At 64.2% G+C, this 24,129-nt stretch carries 22 protein-coding genes; 6 read left to right on the top strand and 16 right to left on the bottom strand.

The window, feature by feature from the left end; genetic code table 11:
• The first annotated feature begins 166 nt into the window (after nucleotides 1-166).
• Together AU193_RS17725 and AU193_RS22920 are read left to right on the top strand one after the other, a co-directional pair.
• The gene (locus AU193_RS17725; protein WP_253867919.1) at nucleotides 167-1,234 is read left to right on the top strand and encodes a polysaccharide deacetylase family protein; all 1,068 of its coding nucleotides are present in this window, start codon (nucleotides 167-169) and stop codon (nucleotides 1,232-1,234) included.
• Between the two features lie 93 nt (nucleotides 1,235-1,327).
• On the top strand, nucleotides 1,328-2,086 hold the full coding sequence (locus AU193_RS22920; RefSeq protein WP_172798347.1) for an FkbM family methyltransferase: 759 nt from the start codon (nucleotides 1,328-1,330) through the stop codon (nucleotides 2,084-2,086).
• A gap of 26 nt (nucleotides 2,087-2,112) precedes the next feature.
• Here AU193_RS22920 and AU193_RS17715 read toward each other — a convergent pair whose 3' ends face one another.
• The 5 genes from AU193_RS17715 to AU193_RS17695 form a co-directional block, all read right to left on the bottom strand.
• Nucleotides 2,113-4,149 (bottom strand): O-antigen ligase, encoded by a 2,037-nt coding sequence (locus AU193_RS17715; protein WP_064423681.1) that lies wholly within the window; start codon nucleotides 4,147-4,149, stop codon nucleotides 2,113-2,115.
• A gap of 691 nt (nucleotides 4,150-4,840) precedes the next feature.
• Nucleotides 4,841-6,391 (bottom strand): lipopolysaccharide biosynthesis protein, encoded by a 1,551-nt coding sequence (locus AU193_RS17710; protein ID WP_082683036.1) that lies wholly within the window; start codon nucleotides 6,389-6,391, stop codon nucleotides 4,841-4,843.
• Nucleotides 6,392-6,559: 168 nt separating this feature from the next.
• Nucleotides 6,560-7,762 carry a glycosyltransferase family 4 protein gene (locus tag AU193_RS23665; protein ID WP_064423680.1) on the bottom strand — a complete coding sequence of 401 codons (1,203 nt, stop codon included), beginning with the start codon at nucleotides 7,760-7,762 and terminating at the stop codon, nucleotides 6,560-6,562.
• A complete protein-coding gene (locus AU193_RS23660; RefSeq protein WP_064423679.1) occupies nucleotides 7,759-8,928 on the bottom strand; it encodes a glycosyltransferase in 1,170 nt (389 codons plus the stop codon). Before AU193_RS23660 ends, AU193_RS23665 begins: the two co-directional genes overlap by 4 nt.
• Nucleotides 8,925-10,007, bottom strand: a complete 1,083-nt coding sequence (locus tag AU193_RS17695) for a glycosyltransferase (protein ID WP_064423678.1) — start codon at nucleotides 10,005-10,007, stop codon at nucleotides 8,925-8,927. The genes AU193_RS23660 and AU193_RS17695 overlap by 4 nt, the downstream gene beginning before the upstream one ends.
• A gap of 278 nt (nucleotides 10,008-10,285) precedes the next feature.
• On the opposite strand from AU193_RS17695, the gene AU193_RS17690 reads away from it, so the two are divergent.
• Nucleotides 10,286-11,260, top strand: a complete 975-nt coding sequence (locus AU193_RS17690) for a hypothetical protein (RefSeq protein WP_253867915.1) — start codon at nucleotides 10,286-10,288, stop codon at nucleotides 11,258-11,260.
• Here AU193_RS17690 and AU193_RS17685 read toward each other — a convergent pair.
• The 3 genes from AU193_RS17685 to fgd form a co-directional block, all read right to left on the bottom strand.
• The gene (locus AU193_RS17685) at nucleotides 11,238-12,569 is read right to left on the bottom strand and encodes a glycosyltransferase family 4 protein (protein WP_172798346.1); all 1,332 of its coding nucleotides are present in this window, start codon (nucleotides 12,567-12,569) and stop codon (nucleotides 11,238-11,240) included. The two genes, AU193_RS17690 and AU193_RS17685, sit on opposite strands and share 23 nt — an antisense overlap.
• Before the next feature lie 41 nt (nucleotides 12,570-12,610).
• On the bottom strand, nucleotides 12,611-13,870 hold the full coding sequence (locus tag AU193_RS17680) for a nucleotide sugar dehydrogenase (protein ID WP_064423676.1): 1,260 nt from the start codon (nucleotides 13,868-13,870) through the stop codon (nucleotides 12,611-12,613).
• A 174-nt stretch (nucleotides 13,871-14,044) separates the two neighbouring features.
• Nucleotides 14,045-15,046 (bottom strand): glucose-6-phosphate dehydrogenase (coenzyme-F420), encoded by a 1,002-nt coding sequence (fgd, locus tag AU193_RS17675; RefSeq protein ID WP_064423848.1) that lies wholly within the window; start codon nucleotides 15,044-15,046, stop codon nucleotides 14,045-14,047.
• A gap of 55 nt (nucleotides 15,047-15,101) precedes the next feature.
• Here fgd and AU193_RS17670 point away from each other — a divergent pair, with 55 nt between their 5' ends.
• Nucleotides 15,102-15,839 (top strand): MBL fold metallo-hydrolase, encoded by a 738-nt coding sequence (locus AU193_RS17670; RefSeq protein WP_064423675.1) that lies wholly within the window; start codon nucleotides 15,102-15,104, stop codon nucleotides 15,837-15,839.
• 3 nt (nucleotides 15,840-15,842) lie between these two features.
• Here AU193_RS17670 and AU193_RS17665 read toward each other — a convergent pair whose 3' ends face one another.
• Both AU193_RS17665 and AU193_RS17660 read right to left on the bottom strand, forming a co-directional pair.
• Entirely contained in the window at nucleotides 15,843-16,121 is a 279-nt protein-coding gene (locus AU193_RS17665; protein ID WP_064423847.1) for a hypothetical protein, read from the bottom strand.
• 108 nt (nucleotides 16,122-16,229) lie between these two features.
• Complete coding sequence (locus AU193_RS17660; RefSeq protein WP_064423846.1) at nucleotides 16,230-16,712, bottom strand: GNAT family N-acetyltransferase; 483 nt, start codon at nucleotides 16,710-16,712, stop codon at nucleotides 16,230-16,232.
• A 114-nt stretch (nucleotides 16,713-16,826) separates the two neighbouring features.
• On the opposite strand from AU193_RS17660, the gene AU193_RS17655 reads away from it, so the two are divergent.
• Nucleotides 16,827-17,678, top strand: a complete 852-nt coding sequence (locus tag AU193_RS17655; protein ID WP_064423674.1) for an SDR family oxidoreductase — start codon at nucleotides 16,827-16,829, stop codon at nucleotides 17,676-17,678.
• A gap of 7 nt (nucleotides 17,679-17,685) precedes the next feature.
• On the opposite strand, the gene AU193_RS17650 is transcribed toward AU193_RS17655, so the two are convergent.
• From AU193_RS17650 to AU193_RS17625, 6 genes are read right to left on the bottom strand one after another with little or no spacing between them, the layout of a single operon-like run.
• Nucleotides 17,686-18,102, bottom strand: a complete 417-nt coding sequence (locus AU193_RS17650) for a hypothetical protein (RefSeq protein WP_064423673.1) — start codon at nucleotides 18,100-18,102, stop codon at nucleotides 17,686-17,688.
• The gene (locus AU193_RS17645; RefSeq protein WP_064423672.1) at nucleotides 18,103-19,329 is read right to left on the bottom strand and encodes an O-succinylhomoserine sulfhydrylase; all 1,227 of its coding nucleotides are present in this window, start codon (nucleotides 19,327-19,329) and stop codon (nucleotides 18,103-18,105) included.
• Nucleotides 19,326-19,742 (bottom strand): rhodanese-like domain-containing protein, encoded by a 417-nt coding sequence (locus AU193_RS17640; RefSeq protein WP_064423671.1) that lies wholly within the window; start codon nucleotides 19,740-19,742, stop codon nucleotides 19,326-19,328. The genes AU193_RS17645 and AU193_RS17640 overlap by 4 nt, the downstream gene beginning before the upstream one ends.
• Nucleotides 19,743-19,762: 20 nt before the next feature.
• Entirely contained in the window at nucleotides 19,763-20,209 is a 447-nt protein-coding gene (locus AU193_RS17635) for a lumazine-binding protein (protein ID WP_082683034.1), read from the bottom strand.
• A 2-nt stretch (nucleotides 20,210-20,211) separates the two neighbouring features.
• Nucleotides 20,212-21,462, bottom strand: coding sequence for a formate-dependent phosphoribosylglycinamide formyltransferase (gene purT / locus AU193_RS17630; protein ID WP_064423669.1), 1,251 nt, complete (start codon nucleotides 21,460-21,462; stop codon nucleotides 20,212-20,214).
• A gap of 60 nt (nucleotides 21,463-21,522) precedes the next feature.
• On the bottom strand, nucleotides 21,523-21,954 hold the full coding sequence (locus AU193_RS17625; RefSeq protein ID WP_064423845.1) for a MarR family winged helix-turn-helix transcriptional regulator: 432 nt from the start codon (nucleotides 21,952-21,954) through the stop codon (nucleotides 21,523-21,525).
• 122 nt (nucleotides 21,955-22,076) lie between these two features.
• Between AU193_RS17625 and AU193_RS17620 the strand changes: the two genes are divergently transcribed.
• Complete coding sequence (locus tag AU193_RS17620; RefSeq protein WP_064423668.1) at nucleotides 22,077-24,095, top strand: MMPL family transporter; 2,019 nt, start codon at nucleotides 22,077-22,079, stop codon at nucleotides 24,093-24,095.
• Nucleotides 24,096-24,129: the final 34 nt, after the last annotated feature.

The following is a 24,129-nucleotide window of genomic DNA, read 5'->3' as shown; positions in this document are numbered from 1 at the left end:
CGTTCAGGCAACTCGCCTTCCTTCGGGTTCACACTGCCATTTTGTAGTCACAAGCGCGGCAAGGTCGCCATTCGGCGTCAAACAGCAATGTCGACGACGGGTTGGTGCGACCATCTATGCTCACGGCAGGTAGGCGATCGGCCAGAACTATCGGTAGAGAGCGACAGTGGTCAACAACGTGCGCAGCGGTCAGCGGCGGCGCGGGCATGCGGCGCAACTCAAGCTGGCCAAGTCTGCACGCCGGGCAGTGGTCGAGACAGTAGCGTGGGTCAAATGCGTTGCCGGTGTTCCCGCATACTCCCGGCACCGAAGGCATCGGGGCAAAATCATGGTCCTGATGTATCACGGTATTGAAGCCCAAGAGCTGTCACCACCGTGTTGGCACGTGATCAGTGCGGTCAGGTTGCGGCGGCAGCTGCGATATGTGGCTCGCCGCTTTCAGGTGCTCCCGATCGAAACCGCACTCGAGCGACTACGGCAAGGCGCACTGCCGGCGCGTGCAGCCGTTCTGACTTTCGACGACGGCACGCGAAATCTTCTCGTTCACGCTGCGCCAATTCTGCGCGAACTTCAGTTGCCTGCCGCGGTCTTCCTCACAACGGGCGTGATCGGCACCCGTGAAACACTCTGGCCTGACCGTCTTTGGCTCGCGTTTGCGCGGAGCGGCAGACACCAAATCGATTTGACCGATCTCGGGTTGGGGATGCGCTCGCTCGTCGACACCGCCGAACGTGGCGCGACGTACGCGGATGCGGTCAAGCGGCTCAAGGATCTAGACGACGATATGCGGATAAGGGAGTTCGAGAAAATCGTCGCTGAGCTTGGACCAGCGGACACCGACCCAGGCCCGTTCCAAATGTTGTCCTGGGACGAGGCACGAGATCTCACTCGTGACAGCCTGGTGACACTCCATCCACACTCGGTCACGCACCCGATACTCTCGCGGTGCGATGACGACAAGGTCGAAAGCGAGATCATCCAGTCCTGTGCTGCGCTGCAGCGCTTCACCGGCGAGCCACCCAAGGTGTTCGCCTATCCCAACGGCCGGGCGCAAGACTTCGACGAACGTGCGCGCACGGTTCTGCAGAAGGCAGGCGTGACGTGGTCGTTGTCCACGATGACGGGTTTGGCAGACCGTGAGTCAGACCCGCTTGCCTTGCCGCGCATCGGGATTGGTAGCGACCTATCCTTCTCTCGCTTCCGACTGCTGGTGTCGGGGGCTGAGCTGCCTTGACCAGTCCGCGGACTACGCCATGCACTAACAGGAAGCGGCAACGCATGCAAGCATCTCAGAGGATAGCCGGGAGGAGCCTTGGAGCTTAGAAAGGTGGTGCGGACTGCTCAAACCTATGCAGCACCCTTCTCGGAAGTGAAGCCTTGGGCACAACAAAAGCTCAACCGCATTCTCCGAAAACCATCGGATCCCGACTACAGGGCATTCGACCGATTTCCTTTCGGATCTGACGCACAGTTCCTCGACATCGGGGCAAATCGGGGACAGACTATTGCTTCGGTCCGGCTCTATCATCCGCTTCTGCCGGTACAAGCCTTCGAGCCCAATCCAATTCTCGCTCGTAAATTGATCAGGCGTCACGCGGATGACCCGGCGATCACCATCCATCCCTTCGGGTTGGGGACAGAAGACGGGCATTTTGATCTCTACCTGCCTCGCTACCGCGGCTGGACCTTCGATGGTCTGGCGTCGTTCGACCCTTCATCAGCAGCAAAAGTCTTGAACGCAGACACCGTCTACGGGTTCAATCGACGACATCTCAGAATCGAGAAAGTCCGCTGTGAAGTGCGCAGGTGGGATGAGGTGGAAACCCGCCCATCGTTGGTAAAAATAGACGTCGAGGGATTCGAATCGAACGTGCTTTCAGGGGGGCTGGAGACTATTCGCGAATACCGACCTACGTTCCTAATCGAAAATGGCCTGGAGCTCGACCATGAGCGCATCCTCATCGCAGAAGGTTATCGAAGGGCCACCTTCAGCGGAGGCCGTCCCGTCCTTGATCAGGTCGGCCGCTCGAATACTTACTACATACCCGAGGAGAAGATCGACAGCCTGAAGGCTGCGTACAGGTGACGTCCTTGGCTTTCGCTGCCCTGTCTTCATGTGCTAGATGTAGGCGCGTCGCGCGCTGTGGGTCGGTCCTGGTTCAGTGATCGTCGCCCAAGTGCCATCCATGTGCCGACGGTTGCCATGATTCCCAATACCAATGCGATAAGCACTGCGCCCGGCGGCCATCGGAGGCCGGTGCTGTCCTGCCGGCCGCCGATCGGCACAAAGTAGTAGCTCGAATCGACCTTGAAGAGTGCCAATCTCGCCTGAGCGAGGTCCAGCGCTTCCAGCAGACCCCGTCGAGCTCTCCAAGCTTGGTCTTGCGTGACGCTGAGGGTCACGACGCCACGAACGGCATCACCCGAACTCTTCACCTCGTGCGGGTCCCCGTCAATCATCATGGCGGCCAGCGTGGTGACGAATACACTTCGGCCCCGCATTCCGAGCGCGTAGGCGTAATTTTCAGCCATCGCTTCTGACGGGACCGGAAGCAACGTCTGGCTCGATGTGTATGTCCGTGTGCTGGTTGCCGCAAGAACACCGCTTGCCACCGCGATGCCCGCTATGCAGGAAATCAGAACGGCGGGCGATCTCCGCGCCTTACGCGCCTCCCTCGGCGCGACTGCAGGTCGCGCAGCGAAGGCCACCGCTCCCGCGAGTGCAAGCACTATCGCCAATGTCCGGAAGTACGCCAGATGCAAGAAGGCACTCGCGATCAGCCAGCCGGTCATCCCGGCCAGTAGCGCCACAGCGAGCGGACGGTCGGCCGCCGCACTCGGTGGTACGCGGACCGCCCTTGCCGCGACCATCCACATGAAGCCGCCGACAAGCGCGATGAAGCCGAAGACCCCTACCAAACCACTATCGGCTGCGAGTTGAAGGTACAGATTGTGCGCCGCGTCTGCGGAGCGACTCGGATGCAGGATCGCAGTCGGAGTGCTGCCCCCGTAATTCGGTATTTCCGACAAGAACGTCCCTGGACCGAAACCGAAGATGGGGCGATCACGAAACATCGCCCAGGCCATTTCTTGCGCAGCTGTTCGACCGACCACAGAGGAGTCGACGGCTTGGTGATATGGACTGGAGGACGTGAAAAACCCCAGTAGTTCCCAGATCCGATCGCCTATGCCGGGAATGAACAGCACCAGTGCCGCCACGGGCAGACTCCTCAGCGCGCGAGTCTTCGTTCTACCCCCGCTCACCCATGCCCAGACGAAGAACACGACCATGGCGGAGATGATCGCCCCCCGCGATTGTGTCAAGTAGACACCGCCCAACAGGGCCGCCAAGGCGACAGACCAACCCAACACAGCACGTCGATGACCTGACCGCAATGCGCGCGACACCAATGCGAAGGCCAATGGTAGGCCGATAATCAGTTGCCGCCCCCAGAAATTCGCGTCCGTCGTAGGCCCCCCGTATCTGGGAATGTTGCTCAGCCCTGCAGGAGGCTGCGTCACCTTCGCGAAGCCACCAAAGGTTTGGGTACCGCCGAAACCGAATTGATTCACGTAACACAACACCGACAGCACAGCCAACGGCACCACTATGGCTGCAGCAACCGCCCACGGTCTGCCAGTCAGTTGGATGAGAACGAGCACCACGACCAGAAACACGCAAACCAAAGTGTTACTGCGCATTTGATCCATCGACGCTTCAAGGCTTTCGCTGCCCAGCACGGCCAACAGTTGGGTGCCGAGAAAGCACGCGGCCAGCAGTACGCACCATAGGGTCCCACGATTTACCCTACTTCGCATCGCCGGGTCACGGAGAGCAAGCGCGATCGCCAGTATTCCCAAGCCGATTGATCCCCGAACCAGAAGTGATGCGGGTCGCCCGCCGATGATCTGCGCCACGTTGGCGACTTCGATCACGACGATCCCCACCAGCACCACCAGGGGCCGCTGCAGGACGTACCAAACGCCCACTGCGGCTGCGGGCAAGGCCACGGCGATCGCGGTCGCTTGGAATCCGAGCGCGCCGATGCACGCTGCGAGCGCCAAGCCGATCACCATCACCAACGGGCTGAAGTATCTGTGACTCAATGCCCGTTCACCCTGGGTGGCAGCGAGCCGGGTCTCACTCATGGCAGCAGATTTTCTCCCCTCGGTCGACCGGCGGCTCGGCTGTCGTCTCGCGGACTGATGGCTCCATCGTCACTCGCCCGAGCTTCTGGTACCGGCGATTCGTGCCTACCCGTGGCCGACCGCCTTTGAGCTGATCGACTCACGGCGACCCCCGCGCCGGCACCGACGAGAAGTCCCCCGATGGCCATGGCCGTGATCAGCTGTACCGGTGCGGCACCCATCTCGCGCGCACTGCCAATTGGATCTGTTATCAGTCGGAGAGTGAATGGGCCGACGATCGAGGCCGCTTGGCTGGTCGCATTCTTCAGGACCCAATCAAGCGCGCGCTCGGCGGCTTCCGGACTGTCAGCTTCGACTGCGACGGTTATCAGCGTGGTCTCTGGCACAGCGCTCGCAGACAGCGACAGCTCCCCCCTCGGCACACCCGTTTGAGTGGCAGCGGCATCGAGCCACCGTTTGTCCCCGAGAATGATCGCGGCCGAGCGCGTTGCCTGTCCCTGGTTCAAGATGTCCCAGTAGTTGGGTGTCTCAAGAAGAGGTATCTCACTTTGCGGAATCATCGCAAGGGTTGCCCGCGCCTCAACTCGGTCCTGACGATCGATGAGAACAAGTGCCGCTGCCGCCCCCAAAGCGAGGCCGAGCACGGCAAGCGTCACTACGACCAACCATGTTCGTTTCAACAGGCCTCTGGTCACGTCTCTCTCCTGTCAGGATCACTATCCAACGGATGGTCGCTGTTCGGCGCTTGATCAGCGCTCCCCTTCTCCGCCCGGTGAGCAGAACGGACGGAGCGCACGGTTTGAAGTCCACTAGCGAACAGACTCGGTGCGGTAACGCGAAGGCTCAGGAGGTACACCACAACACCTGCCGCGAACGTCAGCGCGACGACCGCCGGCGGCGGAAGCGGTGCGATGAGGCTTGCAACGCCGAACATCACCGCTCCCATACAGACGCCGGCCGGCAGCGGACGAAACACCGCACCCCACAGCTGCCTGAGCTTGAGATCGGTCACCATCTGAACGATCACCAACTTCGCGACGCCATGGACGGCCTCCGCGGCGAGGAGGACGACCGCCACCATCACTATGCTGCGCCCAGCTGCCCACCAGATCGGGCCGATGAGGATTGCGAGCTTTCCAATACTCAGAATCGTCAGCAGCGATGGCCGGTGGATCGCCTTGAACACATCTCCGGCATGAAACGAAGCCGCAAGGACCAGCGCGTAGATCGCCAAGACCGAAAGCGCCGGTGCCGCACCGGAGTAGTCAGGACCGTACAGCGTGGCGATCAGGCTCGGCGCCGTCACGGCAAGTCCCACGCTTATCGGAACGACGAGAGCCACCACCGCGGTCATCACGCTGACGAAATGCGTTTCCATGGCCGCTCGATCGTGTTGAAGCCGCGACAACGAGCTGAACAGAACCTCGCTGATGACGATGCACAAGTACACAACAATAAGTTCGGGCAAGCGATACGCCAGCGTGTAGAGGCCCAACTGGGTATCTCCCAAACGTATCCCGATGACAAGGTAGTCAACGGAGACAGTGGCGAACCAGACGAGTCCGGCCAGTGTTATGGGAGCGCCGAAGCGAATAAGAGCACCCGCTTCGTCTTTGGAGAATCCAAATTTCGGTCTCGCCCTACCCACCCACCAGTAGCCAACCGTGATGACGACGCTGGCGGCCAGTTGACCGTAGACCAAACTCCACACCCCGAAACCCGTTGCTGCCATTCCGATCGTGAGTGCGGTCTTGACGACGGCTCCCCCGAACTCGGGCATGATCCGGCTTCGGAAATCGAGGTAACGGCGAAGACGCGCAGCGGGAACGGCACTGAGAGAAAAGATGACAAGCCCGATTGCAAGCACCCGGATGAGCGGGACAACGTCAGGATTCTTCACAACCGCTGCGGCGAGTGGGGCGGTTAGCGCCACGATCGTCCCGGAAGTCGCTCCCAGAACAACGGACAACGTCAGACCCGTCGGCGCGATCCGATTCCAGTCGCGCGGGCTCTGCACCAGCGCCGCGTTGACGCCGAGGTCCTTGACATATTCGAAGAGGTTGACAACCAGCAATGCCAACGCAAAGAGACCGAAGTCGGCGGGCGTCAACAGCCGTGCCACAACAACGGTCGTGATCAACGCCGAGCTTCTGCTCAGGCCGAACACCAGATAGTTCCAAGCGACCTGCCGCCCTGTAGGCGGGAACCCCGAACTCCCGGGTTCGGGAGTTACCTCCGGCAACCCGGTCTCGGTGCGGCGGGGACTCTCCTCAGCTACCTTGAGACTCCTTTCTCGGCAAGCACTGAGTTTGGGGAATCCGCTGACAGCGGTTCCGTCGTAGCGGCATCGTAAGCTGCGTTGAGTAGTGATGGTGGTTTCGCGCCACTTTGCCGAGCGCAGTCGCTACTCTCACCGACCGGGGAGTCCACGGCGAAATCGGTCGGCGACTCGATGCCACGACGATCGCACCGCTAGCGCGTCGGCGCCGACGTCTCCCATCCGCCGGGCAGCGGCGGCGTCTGTCAGCATGCGCACGATCGCTGCCGCGAGGGCATCAGGATCGTCAGGCTCGACGATGAGACCTGACACCTCGTGCTGAACGACCGAGGGAATGTCTCCCACCCGGGTCGCGACCACCGGCCGGCGAAGGGTGTGGGCAAGGTGGGCGACTCCGGACTGGCTGCCACGCTTGTAGGGCAGCACGACACAACGCGCCTTCGCGAAGTACGACGGTACGTCTTCAATGGGCACGTACCCGACGTTCAGATGCACGCCGTCAAGGCGGGCGACACGCTCGCGCAGCGCCTGCCCATCAACGTTGGCAGCCTGCGGACCGGCGATGACGAGCTCGGCCGCAGGGAGCTGGGATCTGATCTTCGGCCATGCCTCGCACAATGTGTCAAGACCTTTGTGTTTGGTAATCGTCCCGAAGGACAGGGCAATTGGGCCGGTCGCGTCCGCAGGAGGAACATCTGCTGTCGCGTAGATGCCTTGGTCGCCGTGCGGAATGATGTGCACTGGTGCGCTGACAGGCCATGAGTGGATCAAGGCTTCCTTGCACGACTCGCCCAGCGCATACGCCACATCGAGTTGTGCGTATGCCCGGCCAAGGACGCGATTCATTGTCGCCGATGACTTGTACATTTCGGTGCTGCCCGGCTGCTCGACCAGCGGGAGCGCCTCGTGCGCAACGAGCGCGAGAACTGCGCGTGGGCAACATCTTCTCGTCAGTTGGACACCCAGGCCATCGATCGAGAACCGCCAGGCAGACCAGACGATCACGTCGGGTTTTCTATGCGTCAAGTAGGCCAGCAACACGCCCCAGGCGACGATGTGCTGGCCGGCCCTCAACACCCGACGGCAGCGACGCCACCACTCGGGGACGGTGTCGCCGGCCTTCGGATGCCAGGTAGGCAGAATGCTTCGCACTCGGCAGCCGGGCTCGTGGGACGTCAGCTCCGGGGAGGGGCCGGTTATGATCTCCACCTCGTCTCCGGCCTGCGCAAGCGCCTCACCAAGCTGAAGCGCGAACTGGTACAGGCCACCCGATGGCGGAAACTCAACCAGCGCGATGCGGCGACGCGGAACGTCATCTCCCGCAGCAGTATTCATAGGCGCATCAACCGCTCATAGACTTTGCGCAAGTTATCCACCCACATATCGGCGCTGAAGCGATTTTCATACATCTCCCGGCCGGCGCGGCGAATATCTTCTGCACGGGTCGGCTCGGAGCGGATCAGTTCGGTCATGTCGACAATTGCGGCGCTCAATGCGGACGGGTCGGCTGGCTGGACCAAGACGCCACAGCCCGGACCGACGATATCGGGTATGCCTCCGACATCGGTCGCCACGATGGGACGCCCTGCAGCGAGAGCCGAGATCAATGCGGTCGGCAATGCGTCCTGTATCGAGGGGTGGACAACGAAGTCGCATGCGGACAACAGGTCGGCAACATCGGTGCGGAAGCCCAGTATTCGCACTCTGCCGCGAAGCAAACTGTCGCCCTCGACCGTCGACCGGACCTCGTCGAGCAGCGGGCCGTCGCCGGCGAGAGCGAAGGTCACAGGCACTTCGGGTGGAACGAGGCGGATCGCTTCCAAGAGTTGGGCATGTCCCTTCACTGGCTTCATGAGGCTGAGCACAAGCGCCAGGGTGGTTTCGGGCGAGACCCCGATCTCCGAACGGACTGTCGCCCGGTCCCGGCGGACCTCGAGCTCGATGACTCCGTTGGGCACCATCGCTACGTTCGGGTGAGGACCCGCGTACCGGCGGTACCAATCATTCTGCTCGGTGGACAGCGCGATAACCGTGCCGGAGAGGAGTCGACGCGCTCGCGCTGCGATGTTCACCCGCAGACGATGCATGCGCGATGTCGGGATGTCGATCACATGCAACGTCGACACCGACGGGATACGCGCGAACAGAGCGGCCAGGCCACCGACCACGTCGGCATGTTTGAGGTGGGTGTGAACGACGTCAACGTTTTCGTCACTCACGATTTGGGCGACCCGGATCACCGCGGTCGGGTCATAACGAGCCGCATGAAGCTCGTATACCTTCACGCCGAGGGCCTGCAGCTGCGGAGCGACACGATTGTCGAGCTGTCCGTCCGAGTGGCCGTCGGAGAGGCCGATCACGATCATGCGTAGGCCTGCCGACGGCGCCACCCGAGCGAGTTCGATCAAGACCTGTTCGGCACCGCCGGCACCGAGAGAATGGATGACGTGCGCCACGGTGATGGCAGGCGCTGAGGCTGCACCTTCGCCTCGGGTCGTCATCGCAAGAGTTCCGCGTAGAGGGTCTCCAAGTTCTCCACCCACCGCGGGAAGGAGTATTTGGACTCGACGACCGCGCGGCCGGCGGCGCCATAGGCAGCCGCAGTGACCGGGTCCGCAATGGTAGTCAACAACGCTTCTGCGAGAGCCGACACATCGCGGAGGGGTACCAGGCGGCCCGTCACGCCATCCTCGACGATCTCGCGGGTACCACCCGCGTCGGCCGCAACCACGGGAAGTCCGCACGCAGCTGCTTCGATGAGTGCTGTCGGCAGAGCCTCATCAACCGACGCCGTTACGACACCGTCGACAGAACTCAGGATCTCTGCCACATCCTCGCGACGACCAAGCAACCGCACAGATGCTTGCAGCTGGTGGACGGCCACCTCGCGTTCGATGTCATCACGAGATGGTCCGTCCCCGACGATCAGCAGGCTGGCTTCGGGAAATGCGGCGACAACACGGGACCACGCGCGGACGAGATCTACATGGTTCTTGTCCGGGCGGAGAGCCGCGACCGACGCCCACACCGGGCTCGCGGCTCGATCTGTACGCGGTCGGATCCGGAAACGGTCGAGATCGACACCATTCGGAATCACCCGCCACGTCGCGCGAGCGGGTCCGTGCCGGCGTGCGAACTCGTCGTATACGTGTTGAGAGACGAAAACGACCCGACCCAACCGGGCCGGGATCCGCACCGAGAGTCGCTCTTTGAGCCATTCACGGCGCCGCTGGTGGGGTTGCGGACTCAGGTGGAGCGTGGCAACCGCCGGCTTGCGGGCCAGCCGTGCTGCCAACGGAACCACGATAGCGGCGTAGCCCAATTGCGCGTGTACGACATCGACAGGCGCACGTCGCAGCGTACGAACCAGGCTCACGAATCCGCGTAGATCGGCAAGCCTGTTCACCGAAAGGTATACGGGTTCAAGGCCAGCGTCGGTGAGTCGACCAAGCATTGCATTGCGGCCCTGACTAGCGGGCGCCAGACTTGCCACCGACAGTTGCAGCGAATCGGGCGCGTGCGAACCGAGCTCTGCGATGAGGTTCTCGGCGCCGCCGAAGCTGAAGGAGTCGAGGATCATCAAGACCCGCGTAACCCGGCGACGACTCCCCACCCAACTGTCCTCCGCGCCGACTCGAACCCGCCGTAACCAGATTTCCGACCGCCGGGCCAGCTTAACGTCATTCGGGGAGGTCGCTGTGAAAGTCCGTTCACACGCCCCGTCACGAGCGATCTCAACGCGAATCCAGTACGCCGCACCTCGTGCTATCAATGCAGGGGAGCAACTTGACTTTGACTAACGTTCGCACGCCACGTCAGCAGCCACGGCGACCTGCGGCAGCGCACACGAAGCATCCTGTGCGGATCGCCGCATGTGTGGTCGCGGCGGTCTTGCTTCTGCTCGCTGCCGCGACGGTAATGCAAGATATGAGAACTGCTGGTTCGCCGGAAACATCCACCGCGGGCCCTGAGCCGTCGGCGTCCGACAGCCCCTTCCGCACACCGATACCGGACAACGCCACTACGACGAAAAACAGCCAGGCAATCATCCGACGGCTCACGGCAGACGGTCTGCACTCGAACCTCGTCGAATTCGGTATCCCGATTTATGAAGCCGACGCGACGAGTCAGCGCCATCGCGTGCGATGCACCGTTACCGACTGGGGGCCATGCCCGTTCGACGGGCATGACGTCCCCATTCCCGACGAAGCCCGTCCGCACACGGGCAGCGACGGAGCAATGGTCGTCATCGACCGATCCAGCGGCTTGGTGTTCGAGTTCTGGCAAGCGAGCCGCAAGGACGGCCAGTGGACGACTAGTTTCGGTGCAGTTACCCACTTGGAGGGGTCGGGCTGGGTGAACAGCGATCGGAGCGAAGGGCACGCGACGGGATCTGGTGCTTCGAGGCTGGCCGGGGTCATCCGGCTCTCTGAGATCGAGAACCGCGACATCCCGCACGCACTAGCGCTCCAGAGCAAGTTCGCGTGCACGAACGTGTTCGTAGCACCGGCGATCAAGACCGACGGGAAGTACCCGGAGCCGGATTGCATCCCAGAGGGCGCGCTCATCCGATTAGATCCGACACTGGATCTGAATGAACTCGCCCTCACTCCTGCCGTGCGCACAGTGGCGCGGGCACTGCAGACTTACGGCGCCTATGTCATCGACACCAGTTCCGCTCCGTTGGGTGTCTCCTTCGAATTGGACCCCATGGCGACCCGTGACTTCATCGGAACCGTCTACGAACAGGCGGGTTTGAGGTGGGACGCCGACGACGCCCTTCGCGGCATACCGCTGGATCGTCTACAGGTCATTGACCAATCGGTCGGCTAGTGTCGCGCGGCGGAAATGCGCTGCGGGCGGTAGACCCTTCCAACGCGTGATGGAACGCCGCCTCCAGATCGAGAAAATGTTTCTCCCAGGTCCACTCGGACAGAACGTATCGGCGCGCCGCGGATCCCAACCTCGCCGCTTCATCAGGCTCGCTGAGCAAGTGAATCACGGCGCTCGCGAACGCATGCGCATCGTCGGCGATAACCAGTGCCGTGTCTGGTGCGCGTATCCCTTCGTTGGCCACAGAGGTTGCCACGACTGCCTTGCCGCACGCCATGTACTCGATGAGCTTGTTCTGCATCCCTCCTGCGGCAAGCATCGGATTCACACACACCTGCGCAGAGCGGATGAGCACGCCGACGTCTGGAACTGTGCCTGTGACTGAGATTCCATCTCGCCCGTCCAACTCGACGATCTTCGCAGCAGGGTCACGGCCTTGGACGATGAATTTTGCCTCCGGAATCTGGGCCCGCACAGCGGGCCAGACATTGTCTACGAACCAGAGCACGGCGTAGATGTTGGGCGGATACAGCATCGAGCCGGAAAAGATGATTCGGCCTGGCACAACCTCATTCGGATCAGCAGCCACGAATTTTTTCGTATCGGTTCCGTGTGCCCCATAAATCCAATTGTCGATCTCGGGCTCGCCATGTTTGCGGCATTGCTCCTTGACAGCCGCAACGTCAGCCGGCCCGATGAGCACAACCTTGTCGAAGTCCTTCCAGACTCGAGCCTCGTAACGCCCCATCAGCACAGTTTCGATTCGGTAGACGAGTCGCTTCATCCTGCTGCGTTCGTACTGCGCCATACGTTTGGTGTTGAGCGTCTGCGACAGTTGGAGCGCCAGGAACGATACGGCTGCCGTCCTGGTGCTCAAACGGCGTGGTACGGCCGGCGCAGTGCGGGGGTAGTAGCAATAGACGACGTCATAGTCATCCGAGTTGATCGCCCGCGACAGATCTCGCTTCAACTTCGAGTTTCGAAAAATGCTCACCTGCAGTGGTAGCAATACGAACAGCCCGCAAGCAAGCCCCGTCACCTTTGCATGCCATGGTTGCGGATAGATCTGAACGGTGCGACAAACTTCCTGAAGCCAGTGTGTTTGCTTGGCGTCCAATTCTCCGTCGACGGCGAGCGTATATAAATCGACCGCATGACCACGGGCGGCCAGAAAGCCTAAGAGGTGTGCCACTGTCATCTGGTCGCCACGCATCATTGGAAAAGGAAAGCGACTGTAAACCAAAGCGATTCGCAAAGGATGCCGGCTACGCACACATTCCATGGTCTTGGGCAGCGAACCCTCAGCCATGACGCAGGACCTCCTCAAAGAAATCCATCTTTGGTCGACCGCTATGCCAACCGGTTGATGTCGATGATGCGGGTGGCTGTCAGTGAGTACCTTCCGGCGGAACTTCGCGAATCGATGACGAGATCCCATTCCGAGCTCTCGACCACTGCTTGGTCTACGAGCAAGTCCCTGATGAAGGGGGAGTTCGAAAGCACGCCCAGGTTTTGTCCGATCAGGTTCTGCGGGGCCACATGTGGGTCGAAAATCGACAGCTGATGACCGGCTGTGATCAGCATCCGAGCCAGATCGACGTTCGGACTCTCGCGCAGATCATCACTTTCGTCCTTGAATGCGATGCCTAACAGTAGTACTCGGGACCCATACGCCAAACCTGAAGTGACGTGCTCGAACAGGAATGTCTTATGCGCCTCATTCGAGGTGATCAGTGAGTCGATGAGATGCGTGAAGGCAGCCGTCGTTCGCGAGATGTGCTGAAGTGCCCGAACGTCTTTCGGCAGGCACGATCCCCCGAAAGCACCTCCCGGCCTCAAGTAATAGGGCGATATGTTGAGCGTGGTATCGGAGATAAAGATCTTGTGAACTTCGGCGGCACTGATCCCAAGTTGGGTACACACACGTCCGATCTCATTGGCAAAGACCGTCTTGACCGCGTGGAACGTGTTGTCCACGAACTTGGTGATCTCACTCTCGCGGTACTTGACATTGAACACCGGCGCGTCGATGCCCTCATTGATTTTGTCCAGCGCGGCGCAGGGGGCCCCGGTCTTCGTGCCAACGACGATTTTGGGCGGCGAGTAGTAGTCGGCGACCGCAGAGGACTCACGAAGGAACTCTGGGTTGTACACGAGCTCGATACGCGACGCACCTTCGCCGAGCACACCATCGATGATCGGCTGGATCAGCTCCTCCATCGTCCCGGGCCGAATCGTGGACCGATACGCCACCGTGAGTTTGCTGTTCGGATGCGTCTTCACCAATTCGGCGAGCTGGCGCGTTACCTCGGCGATGAAAGTCATATTGTGCGATCCGTCGACGGCGCTCGGCGTGCCGACACAGACGATGGCGAGCTCGCAGTCGGCAACTTCGGGAACAAGCGTCGTGCTGGCGCTGATCAGGCCTCGCTCGCGCGCGTCGGCGATCAGTTCTTCGACACCTGGCTCGATGACCGGGGATCGGCCGGCAAGAACCGCAGCCACTTTCGTCGCGTTAGGATCGATGCCGATTACATCGTGGCCCTTGTGGGCCAGACACGCCGCAGCGGTCACGCCGACATACCCCAGACCGAGGATGGCGATCTTCACCGGCCACTTCCGGTCGCGTTGCTGCAGCTGTCAATCGGGTGCACCACGCGCATAGCTTAAGAGCTCGTCGAGCGGCGATGTGCGTGAATTAGTTGCGTCACCAGTCTTGGCGGCCGATGAGCGTCGCTAACTTCTCGAATCATGCTGCAGTTGTTGACGGTTCGGCGCGCCCGATCAGCCCAGGCGACGCAACCTCGGCTCGAGGTCGCGCTGGAACAGCTCCAGGAATCGGCGCTGATCGTGGCCCGGGGCGTGGAACACCAGATGGTTGAGCCCCCAGTCGACGTAGTCCTTGACCTTCTCGACGGCCTCGTCGGGATCCGACGCGACGATCCAGCGCTTGGCGACCTGCTCGATGGGCAGCTCGTCGGCGGCCTTCTCCATCTCGATCGGATCGTCGATGGAGTGCTTCTGTTCGGCGGTCAGCGACAGCGGCGCCCAGAACCGGGTGTTCTCCAGGGCCAGCTCCGGATCGGTGTCGTAGGAGATCTTGATCTCGATCATCCGGTCGATGTCGTCGGCGTTGCGGCCCGCGGCCTCGGCACCCTCGCGAACGGCGGGGATGAGCTTGTCCCTGTAGAGCTCTTCGCCCTTGCCGCTGGTGCAGATGAACCCGTCACCCGCGCGGCCGGCGTACTTGGCCACCACCGGCCCGCCGGCGGCGATATACACCGGGATGCCGCCCTCGGGCACGTCGTAGATGGAGGCGCCCTTCGTGTGGTAGTACTCGCCGTCGAAGTCGACCCGGTCGCCCAGCCACAACTCGCGCATCAGCCGCACCGACTCCCGCAGCCGCGCGAAGCGCTCCTTGAACTCGGGCCAGTCGCCCTCGTAGCCGGTGGCGATCTCGTTGAGCGCCTCGCCGGTGCCCACGCCGAGGAAGATCCGGTTCGGGTACAGGCACCCCATGGTGGCGAACGCCTGCGCGATCACCGCGGGGTTGTAGCGGAACGTCGGGGTCAGCACCGATGTACCGAGCAGGAGGTTCTTGGTGCGCTCGCCGACCGCCGTCATCCACGCCAGGGAGAACGGCGCGTGGCCACCCTCGTGACGCCACGGCTGGAAGTGGTCACTGACGGTCGCGCTGTCCATGCCGTGCTCTTCGGCCGCCACGGCGAGCTCGACCAGTTCCCGCGGAGCGAACTGCTCCGCCGACGCCTTATAGCCCAGTTTCAGTCCAGGTTTGAGTTCAGCCACGATTCGTTTCTACTCCCTTGCTTAAACTCGCGACATGGCAGCAAGCTTGAGCGCCATCACCGACACCGTCCATTTCGCGTACACCGACCTCGTCAACTGGACCCTGGTGACCGACGGCGCGGGCGTGATGTTGATCGACGCGGGGTTCCCCGGCAGCCGCGACGACGTGCTGGCGTCGCTGCGCGAGCTCGGATTCGGGGTGGAGGATCTGCGCGCAATCCTGTTGACCCACGCCCACATCGACCATTTCGGCTCGGCGATCTGGTTCGCCGAGACGCACGGCACACCGGTCTACTGCCATGCCGCCGAAGTCGGGCATGCCAAGCGGGAGTATCTCGAACAAGCCTCTCCGGCCGACATCGCCAAGCACATCTGGCGTCCTCGTTATCTCACATGGTCGGTGGCGATCACCCGCAAGGGCGCCATGGTGCGCGATGGCATACCCACCGCCCAACCCCTGACCGAGGACGTGGCGGCGGGTCTGCCCGGCGAGCCGATGGCCGTTCCGACGCCGGGTCACACCGGTGGGCACTGTTCGATTCTGGTCGACGGCGTTCTGGTGAGCGGCGATGCGCTGGTCACCGGGCACCCTCTTTCGACACGCGCAGGACCGCAGCTTCTGCCCGGGCTCTTCAACCACGACCAGGACGGTTGCGTGCGCAGTCTGTCGGCGCTCGGCCTTCTGGACACTGAGGTGCTGCTCCCCGGACACGGCCCGTTATGGCGCGGATCGATTCGCGATGCGGCCGAACGCGCCGCCGCCGAAGGCTGATCCCTACACCAGCTTCTGGTACCCGAGCAGAAAGACCGCGGTCAGGCACAGCCCGCAGGCGATCACGATGGTCGGCATCAGGATCATCGCGTCGAGCTCGTCGTCGTCGAGCACGTCGCTTTCGAACCTGCCGAACAGCACGCGCGCCACCCCCGTCCGGCGGAACGTGTGCACCATGATCCGCACCGGCTTCGTCTCGCGGCGTCGCCCGATGAACACCCGCGAGGCCGTCCCGAACAGGAACGTCAGCAGACCGGCCGCAACCAGCAGCCAGCCGACCATCGACTGCGACAACGCCACGATCACCCCCGGCGCCGTGGACTCCGCTCCGAGCCGGCACCGGAGCCCAGCCTATAGGCCGGTCGACGTTCCAGCACTGGGCGAAGCTCATCACAACGCCTTCGCGAAGGCCACCGGGAACACATCACCGTCGGCGGGCAGCGGCTCGGCGAGCCTCTCATAGCCCGCGGAGACATAGAGCGCCTCGGCTTCGGGTTGGCGATCACCGGTGGTCAGGTAGATCCGTCGATAGCCGCGCCCGACGATTCGGGCCTCGAGTTCGGCGAGCAGCGCCTTCGCCAGCCCCTGTCGTCGGTGCCGGCTGTCGGTCCAGATCCGCTTCAGTTCGGCGGTGGTGTCGTCGAACCGGCAGAAGGCACCGCCGGTGACGGGCCGGTCGCCGAGCAGCCCGAGAACCAAGTCACCGTCTGGGGGAACGAACTCTTCGGGATGTCCGCGCAGCCACTCGCGCACTGCGTCTTCGGGCGGGCCGTAGCGCTGCGAGTACTCGACCGCCAACTCGGCCAGCAACGGCTCCGCCAGGGGATCCTCCTGGCGTACGGCAACAAACTCGAGCTGGGTCGACACGGGCATCACCTGACTGTCCATCGCGGACCGGGCGCATCCATTCCTGTACCGCACATGGCCCGGCCCATCCGAGTATCGGCCACTTCCACACCAAACTTGACACGTGTAAAGTTTGGCCGCATGGACAACATCAGGGGCAAGACCATCGCGATCACCGGTGCCGCCCGGGGCATCGGGTACGCGACCGCGAAGGCGCTGTTGGCGCGCGGTGCCCGTGTGGTGATCGGCGACCGGGACGTGGCGCTGCAGGAATCGGCCGTCGCCCAATTGGGCAACCTGGGCCCGGCGTCAGGTTATCCGCTCGACGTCACCGACCGGGAGTCGTTCGCGAGCTTCCTCGACAAGGCCCGCACCGACGGCGGCGGACGCATCGACGTATTGATCAACAACGCCGGCGTGATGCCCATCGGACCGTTCGTCGACGAAACCGAGCAGTCGATCCGGTCGACCCTCGAGGTCAACCTCTACGGCGTGATCACCGGCTGTCAGCTGGTGCTCCCGGACATGATCGCGCGGCGCAGCGGGCACATCATCAACATCGCCTCGCTGTCGGGGCTGATCCCGGTGCCGGGTCAGGTCGTGTACGTGGGTGCGAAGTTCGGCGTGGTCGGGTTGTCGGCCGCGCTGGCCGACGAGGTCGCGCCGCATGACGTCGACGTGTCGGTGATCATGCCGCCGTTCACCAACACCGAGCTGATCTCGGGCACCAAGAGCGGCGGGGCCATCAAGCCGGTGGAGCCCGAGGAGATCGCCGCGGCGATCGTCAAGACTCTCGACAAGCCGAAAACCCATGTCTCCGTGCCGACTCCGCTGCGCTTCACCGCCCAGGCGGCACAGATGCTCGGCCCACGCGGGCGTCGTTGGCTCAACAACAAGCTGGGTCTGGACCGGGTTTTCCTCGACTTCGACACGACCGCCCGCAAGAAGTACGAGGACCGGGCGCGCGCCGCGCAGGGCGTCGTCGAGGACTGACTCGACGCTAGACGGGGAACGTCGGGGCGGGGTCGCCCAACCGGTAGGCCTCGACGACGTCGAGGCACTCGAACAGTTCGTCGAAGTTGAACTGATAGTCGTCGGCCGTGCCGACGAACACCACGTGCGCGACGTCCGCATCGTCGTCAGGGGTGAGCACCACCGTCGTGACGGACACGAGATCCTCGTCGGGCACCTCGGCCTGAGACGGCGGGTAGAACCACAGCGCGGACTCCTCGTCGGAGAGCTCGTCGTCGAACACCCAGCCCCGCTCCGTGATTCGCGCGTCGAAGGCCTCCAACAACGCCGCCATGGCGGTCTCGTCGGTCAGCGCGTCCATCACGTTGTCGGGGATCCAGCGCTCGTTGCGGGCGGCCTGCCGCTTGCGGCGGCGGGCCTTCTTCGCATCGCTGCGCCTGGACACCTAACGCAACGCCTGATCGAGATCGTTGAGCAGATCGTCGGTTCCCTCCAGGCCCACCGAGATCCGCACAACGCCGTCACCCAGTCCGATCGCGGCGCGGCCCTCCGGACCCATGGCGCGGTGGGTGGTGGTCGCCGGGTGGGTGATCAACGACTTCGCATCGCCGAGGTTGTTCGAGATGTCGACGATGCGCAGCTTGTCGAGCACCTCGAACGCCCGCTCCTTCGTGCCGCCAGCCAATTCGAACGTGACAACCGTTCCGCCGCCGGTCATCTGGCGCTTGGCAAGGTCGTACTGCGGGTGCGTATCGAGGAACGGATAGCGCACCCAGCTCACGGCGGGGTGGTTCTGAAGGAACTCCGCGATCCGCTGCGCCGACGTGTTCTGGTAGTCCACCCGCACCGCCAGCGTCTCCAGTCCCTTGAGCAGTGTCCACGCGTTGAACGGGCTCAGCGCGGGACCGGTGTGGCGCATCAACTTCTGCACCGGCTCGTCGATGTACTGCTTGTCGCCGAGGATCGCCCCGCCGAGCACACGCCCCTGCCCGTCGAGGTGTTTGGTCCCCGAGTAGACGACGACGTCGGCCCCCAGCGGGAAACCCTGCTGCAGGATCGGTGTCGCGAAAACGTTGTCCAGCACCACTTTTGCGCCCGCGGCATGCGCGAGCTCAGAAACCGCGGCGATGTCCACCAGCGACTGCATCGGGTTCGACGGAGTCTCGAAGAACACCGCCTGCGTGGGAACCGAGAGAGCCTCCTCCCACTGCGAGAGGTCCTCACCGTCGACGAACACCGTCTCCACACCCCACCGCGGCAGGATCTCGTCGCAGACCACAAAACACGAGCCGAACAGGCTGCGCGCGGCGACCAGCCGATCACCGGCGGCCAGCAGCGCCCCCAGCGACGTGAAGACAGCCGCCATGCCCGTCGCGGTCGCGAAACAGGCGGGCGCGCCCTCGATCAGGCGCAGCCGCTCCTCGAACATCGAGATGGTCGGATTGCCGTAGCGTGAATACACATAGCGGTCGATGTCACCGGTGAACGCCTTCTCGGCATCGGCGGCGGACGCATAGACGTAGCCCGAGGTGAGGAACAGCCCCTCGGCCGTCTCCTCGAACTCCGACCGCAGCAGTCCACCGCGCACGCCGATGGTCGCCTGGCTCACCCCGTCCGGCAGATCCGCGGGTGTGCGGACCGACGGAACCGCGTGCTCGGGACCGGGGCTCATGACTGCTTCCAGGGAAGTCCGACGGCCTTCCATCCGCTGCCGCCGCGGTGTCCGTTCTCGTCGAGGTTGCCCTCGAATCCGTCGAGCACGTTGTACGACGGCTCGATCCCGGCCTCGGTGGCGGCCTCGGCCGCGCCGATCGACCGGTTGCCGGAGCGACACAGAAAGACCACCGGTCCCGCGGAACCGGCGTCGCCGATCTCGCGCCGGAGATCGGAGACGAACGCGTCGTTGTGCGTGCCGTCGACGCGGTTCCACTCGATGAACACGGCCTCGCGCTGCAGCGACGACAGGTCGGGCACGCCGACGAAGCGCCACTCGGCGTCGGTGCGGCAGTCCACCAGCACCGCGTTGGGGGTGCCGGTGAGCAGCTTCCAAGCCTCTTCGGGCGTGATGTCTCCGGCGTAACTCACGGTCGTTGAGTGTCCCACAGCTACCTCGGACCGGGAGAACAGACCTTCCAGGCGTCGCCGTCGCGGACGAAGGTCATCTCAACGACCCGCTTCTCGTCGGGCGCCTTGTCGAAGTGATAGGTCACCTTGGCGGTGGCGCGATCGCCGTCGACCGCGACCTCGGTGACGTCATCGACGAACCGCTCACCGCGCGCGGCCACGGAATCCCGTTGTACGGCAAGCACATCCGCTTCGGTGCCCGCTTGCTCCGGGCAGGTGTAGCCGCGGTAGTCGGAGTAGTTCTGCCGCTGCAGCGCGTCGTTCTGCCCGACAGCGGCCCGGGCCACCTGCTGGTCGGCGGACTCCCGATCACCGCCGAACAGGTTCAACAACCCGATTACGATCACGACGATCACAAAGATTGTGAGCGCGATCAGAAACGGCGCCGCGGTCGGCCGGTCCTCGGGTGTGGCTTCGGAATCCGCCACCGCTACCAGAGCCTGCGCACTGCGGCGGTGACGCGTCGGGCGCGATCACGGGCGACGATCGGATCGGGCGCGGTCGCGAACGCCACCGCGAGGCGCCGCCTGTCCTCGGTCTCGTCGGGGCGGTCGAAAAGGGCGACGTCGCTCTCGGCCACGGCGAGCGCCTCGGTCAGCACCGCCCGCGGATCCTGCCCGCTCGCCGGCGTCGCCTCGGCACCGGCGTAGATGATCGCCGCGGCCCCCGGCGAGATCATGATCGTGTCGACGGGCAGCCCCAGGATCGCGCGGGCGTGCAACTCGAATTGCGAAAGCCGCTGCGAGCGCAGCGTGACCAGGCCAGTGTCATGCGGCCGCGGGCGCACGGTGTCGAAGTACACCTCGTCGCCACGCACCAACAGCTCGACGCCGAACACACCACGCCCGCCCAGCGAGTTCACGATGCGAGCGGCGATGGACTTCGCGGCATCCAGCGCGGCCGGCGTCAACCGCTGCGGCTGCCACGACTCGAGCAGATCGCCGTCGGCCTGATGGTGTCCGATGGGTTCACAGAAGTGGACCGCTGGACCCGTCGGTCCGATCGTGCGGATCGTGAGCAGCGTGACCTCGAAATCGATTTCGACCACCGACTCGACCATCACGCGGTTGTGCGGGATCCGCCCCGCGGCGACCGCGCGCTGCCACGCGGGCTCGACATCCTCGGCGCGCACCAGCACCGACTCGCCCTCTCCCGCCGCCGCCGCGATCGGCTTGACCACCAAGGGAAATCCGCCGTGTTGGACGACCGCGCTGAGTTCCTCGGTCGATCCGGCGAACCAGAACGGTGCGGTTGGCAGGCCCAACTCGTCGGACGCCAACCGGCGCAGGCCCTCCCGATCCAGCGACAGGCGGGCGCTGCGGGGGGTCGGAAACACCTCGGCGACGCCGCGCTCGGCGACGGCGATCAGCGCATCGGCGGCGATGACGCCGCCCTCGGCCACCACAAAGCGCGGCTTCTCCTTCTCGATGACCGCGGTCAGTTCCTCCGCGTCGTTCTTCCTCGCGACGATCGGGCGGTCGGCGACACCGTGCGCCGGGGCGTCGGCGTAGCGGTCGACGGCGACGACCTCGGCGCCCAGCCGCTGGAACGCCAGCGCCAGCTCCCGGCTCAGCTCACCCGAGCCGAGCAGCATCACCGACGAGGCGCCGGGCGTACCGGCGACCGGTTCGGGATCGGTCACCGGATCGGCGGGATCGACTGTCTGCGGGGTATCAGTCATCGGGGCTCCAGCCTGCCAGACGTCATCGCGTACCCGGTAACACCGTCGCGGAAGCGACAGTCAGTTTGAGATTGCCGACTGCTCCAGCTGGCCGCGGAATTCCCGCATGGCGTCGATCAGCGCGGTGAACGTGCGATGCGCGGCGGCCAGCTCGTCGTCCGACAACCCCGCCAGCGCGTCGCGGGTTCGTTCACCGAGCGGGGTGAAAAACCCGCGGGCGACGTTCATTCCGTGATCCGCCACCCGCAGGATCACCTTGCGGCGGTCACGGGGGTCTGATTCGCGGCGGAAGTGCCCGGAGGCGATCATCCGCTCGACGAGGTAGGTGATCGCGGCGGCCGACATGCCCATCCGTCTGCGGAGGTCTCCCGCCGTCAACGGCGCACCCTCGGTCTCGGCGACCATCACATGGAGTAACGCGCGAAAGTCGTTGGCCGCCACGTCGTGTCGGCTCGCGAACAGCCGGCCGATCTCGTCGGATTCGGCGTTCATCGCACGCACGTCGGCGGCGATCGTCGCCTCCAGCGCGTCACGGTCCTCGGGCACGCCGAAAGCATAGGCCGAACCGGTCGGGGCGGTTTGATTATTAGTTAAGTTTCTGAAATATTCGGGACATGTCCCGCCGCCTCTCCTGGATACTCGCGGTGCTCGTGGTGCTCGTTTCGGGCGCCCTGATGGGTCTCGTCGGCAGCGACGACTCGAGCGCGCGGTCGCCGGTGCCCGTGCCCGACTCCGCCGAGTCAGCGCGCGTCGACGCCCTGCGCGCCGAGTTCCCCGGCGGCGACCGAGTGCCCGCGATCGTCGTCATCACCCGCACCGACGGCGCGGCGCTGAGCCCGACCGACGTCGATACCGTCGACCAGAAGTGGCCCGCCGTCCAGGTCTCCGAGGACGGCGCGGCCGCCCTGGCCGTGGTGCCGCTGAACGCCGAGCTCACCGGGTTCGAACTCTCCGACGAGGTCGAGAAGGTGCGCGCGAAGGCCGCCGAGGGACTGCCCGCGGACCTGCGCACCGAGGTCACCGGCGGCCCGGCGTTCGGCGCCGACATCGCGAACTCGTTCTCCGGTGCCAATTTCACCCTGCTCGCGGTCACCGCGACCGTGGTCGCTCTGCTGCTGATCATCACCTACCGCTCACCCGTGCTGTGGCTGGTCCCGCTCGCGGTGATCGGGTTCGCCGACCGGGTGGCCGCCGTGCTCGGCGCCGCCGTGGCCCAGGCGGTCGGCATGAGCCCGGACGGTTCGACGTCGGGCATCACCAGCGTGCTGGTGTTCGGCGCGGGTACGAATTACGCGCTGCTGCTCATCTCCCGGTACCGGGAAGAATTGGGCCGCACCGAAAATCATCTCGATGCCCTGGACACCGCGGTGCGACGGGCAGCCTCGGCGATCATCGCCAGCAATGCCACGGTTGTGCTGGCGCTGCTCACGCTGGTGTTCGCGTCGTCTCCGAGCGTGCGCAGCCTCGGTGTGCAGGCCGCAGCGGGCCTCGTCGTGGCCGCGGTGTTCGTGCTGCTGGTGTTGCCACCGCTGCTCGGCGTGTTCGGCAAGCGCCTGTTCTGGCCGTTCATCCCCAAGCCCGGCGATCGGGCGCACACCGACAGCGGCATCTGGCACCGCATCGCCGAGGCTGTGGCCCGCAGGCCCGGTTCCGTCGCGACGATCGCGATCGGCGGCCTCGCGGTGCTGTGCATCGGATCGGTCGCCACGCCGATCGGACTGTCACAGACCGAACAGTTCCGGGTGCAGGCCGAATCGGTGAGCGGATACTCGCGGCTGGCGGACCACTTCCCGAGCGGTCTGACCGACCCCACCCGCGTCATCGCGTCCACCGACCGCGCCGCCGACGTGCAGCGCGCGATCACCGAGACGCCCGGCGTGGTCTCGGCCAACCCCGCCGGGCAGACCCCCGGCGGCCTGACGCAGTGGTCGGTCGTGCTCGACGCCGAACCCGCCTCGGAGCGGGCCTTCGAAACCGTTGACTCTCTGCGGAATTCGGTGCGAGCCGCCGACCCGGATGCGTTGGTCGGCGGTTCGGATGCCACCGCCCGCGACGCCAGCGCCGCCGCGTCCCGCGATCGGGCGGTCGTGATACCGGCCATCCTCGTCGTCGTGCTCGCGGTGCTCTATGTGTTGCTGCGCGCCGCCCTGGCACCGCTGATCCTGGTGGCGGTCACGGTGTTGAGCGCGTTGGCCGCGCTGGGTCTCGGCGGCTGGGCCAGCGTGCACGTCTTCGGCTTCCCCGCGCTCGACAACACCACACCGCTGTTCGCGTTCCTGTTCCTCGTCGCGCTCGGCGTGGACTACACGATCTTCCTGGTCACCCGTGCGCGCGAAGAGACGCCCGAACACGGCACGCGCGGCGGGATCGTGCGCGCCGTCTCCGCGACCGGCGCGGTGATCACCAGCGCCGGTATCGTGCTGGCCGCGGTGTTCTGCGTGCTCGGCGTGCTGCCGTTGATCGTGCTCACCCAAGTCGGCATCATTGTCGGCCTCGGCATCCTGCTCGACACGTTCATCGTGCGCACGGTCATCATCCCGGCGCTGTTCACGCTCATCGGACCGCGGATCTGGTGGCCCGCGCTGAACGACCGGTTCGCCGAGAGCGACGCTTTGGTCGATCAGCGCGAGTGAAAACGACCACTACGTCGGTCTCGGCGACGCCGCG

The sequence above is a fragment of the Mycobacterium sp. GA-1285 genome, assembly GCF_001499905.1.
GTDB lineage: Bacteria > Actinomycetota > Actinomycetes > Mycobacteriales > Mycobacteriaceae > Mycobacterium.
Note: the sequence above shows the minus strand (reverse complement) of the source record. Positions and strands in the feature narration are given on the sequence as shown.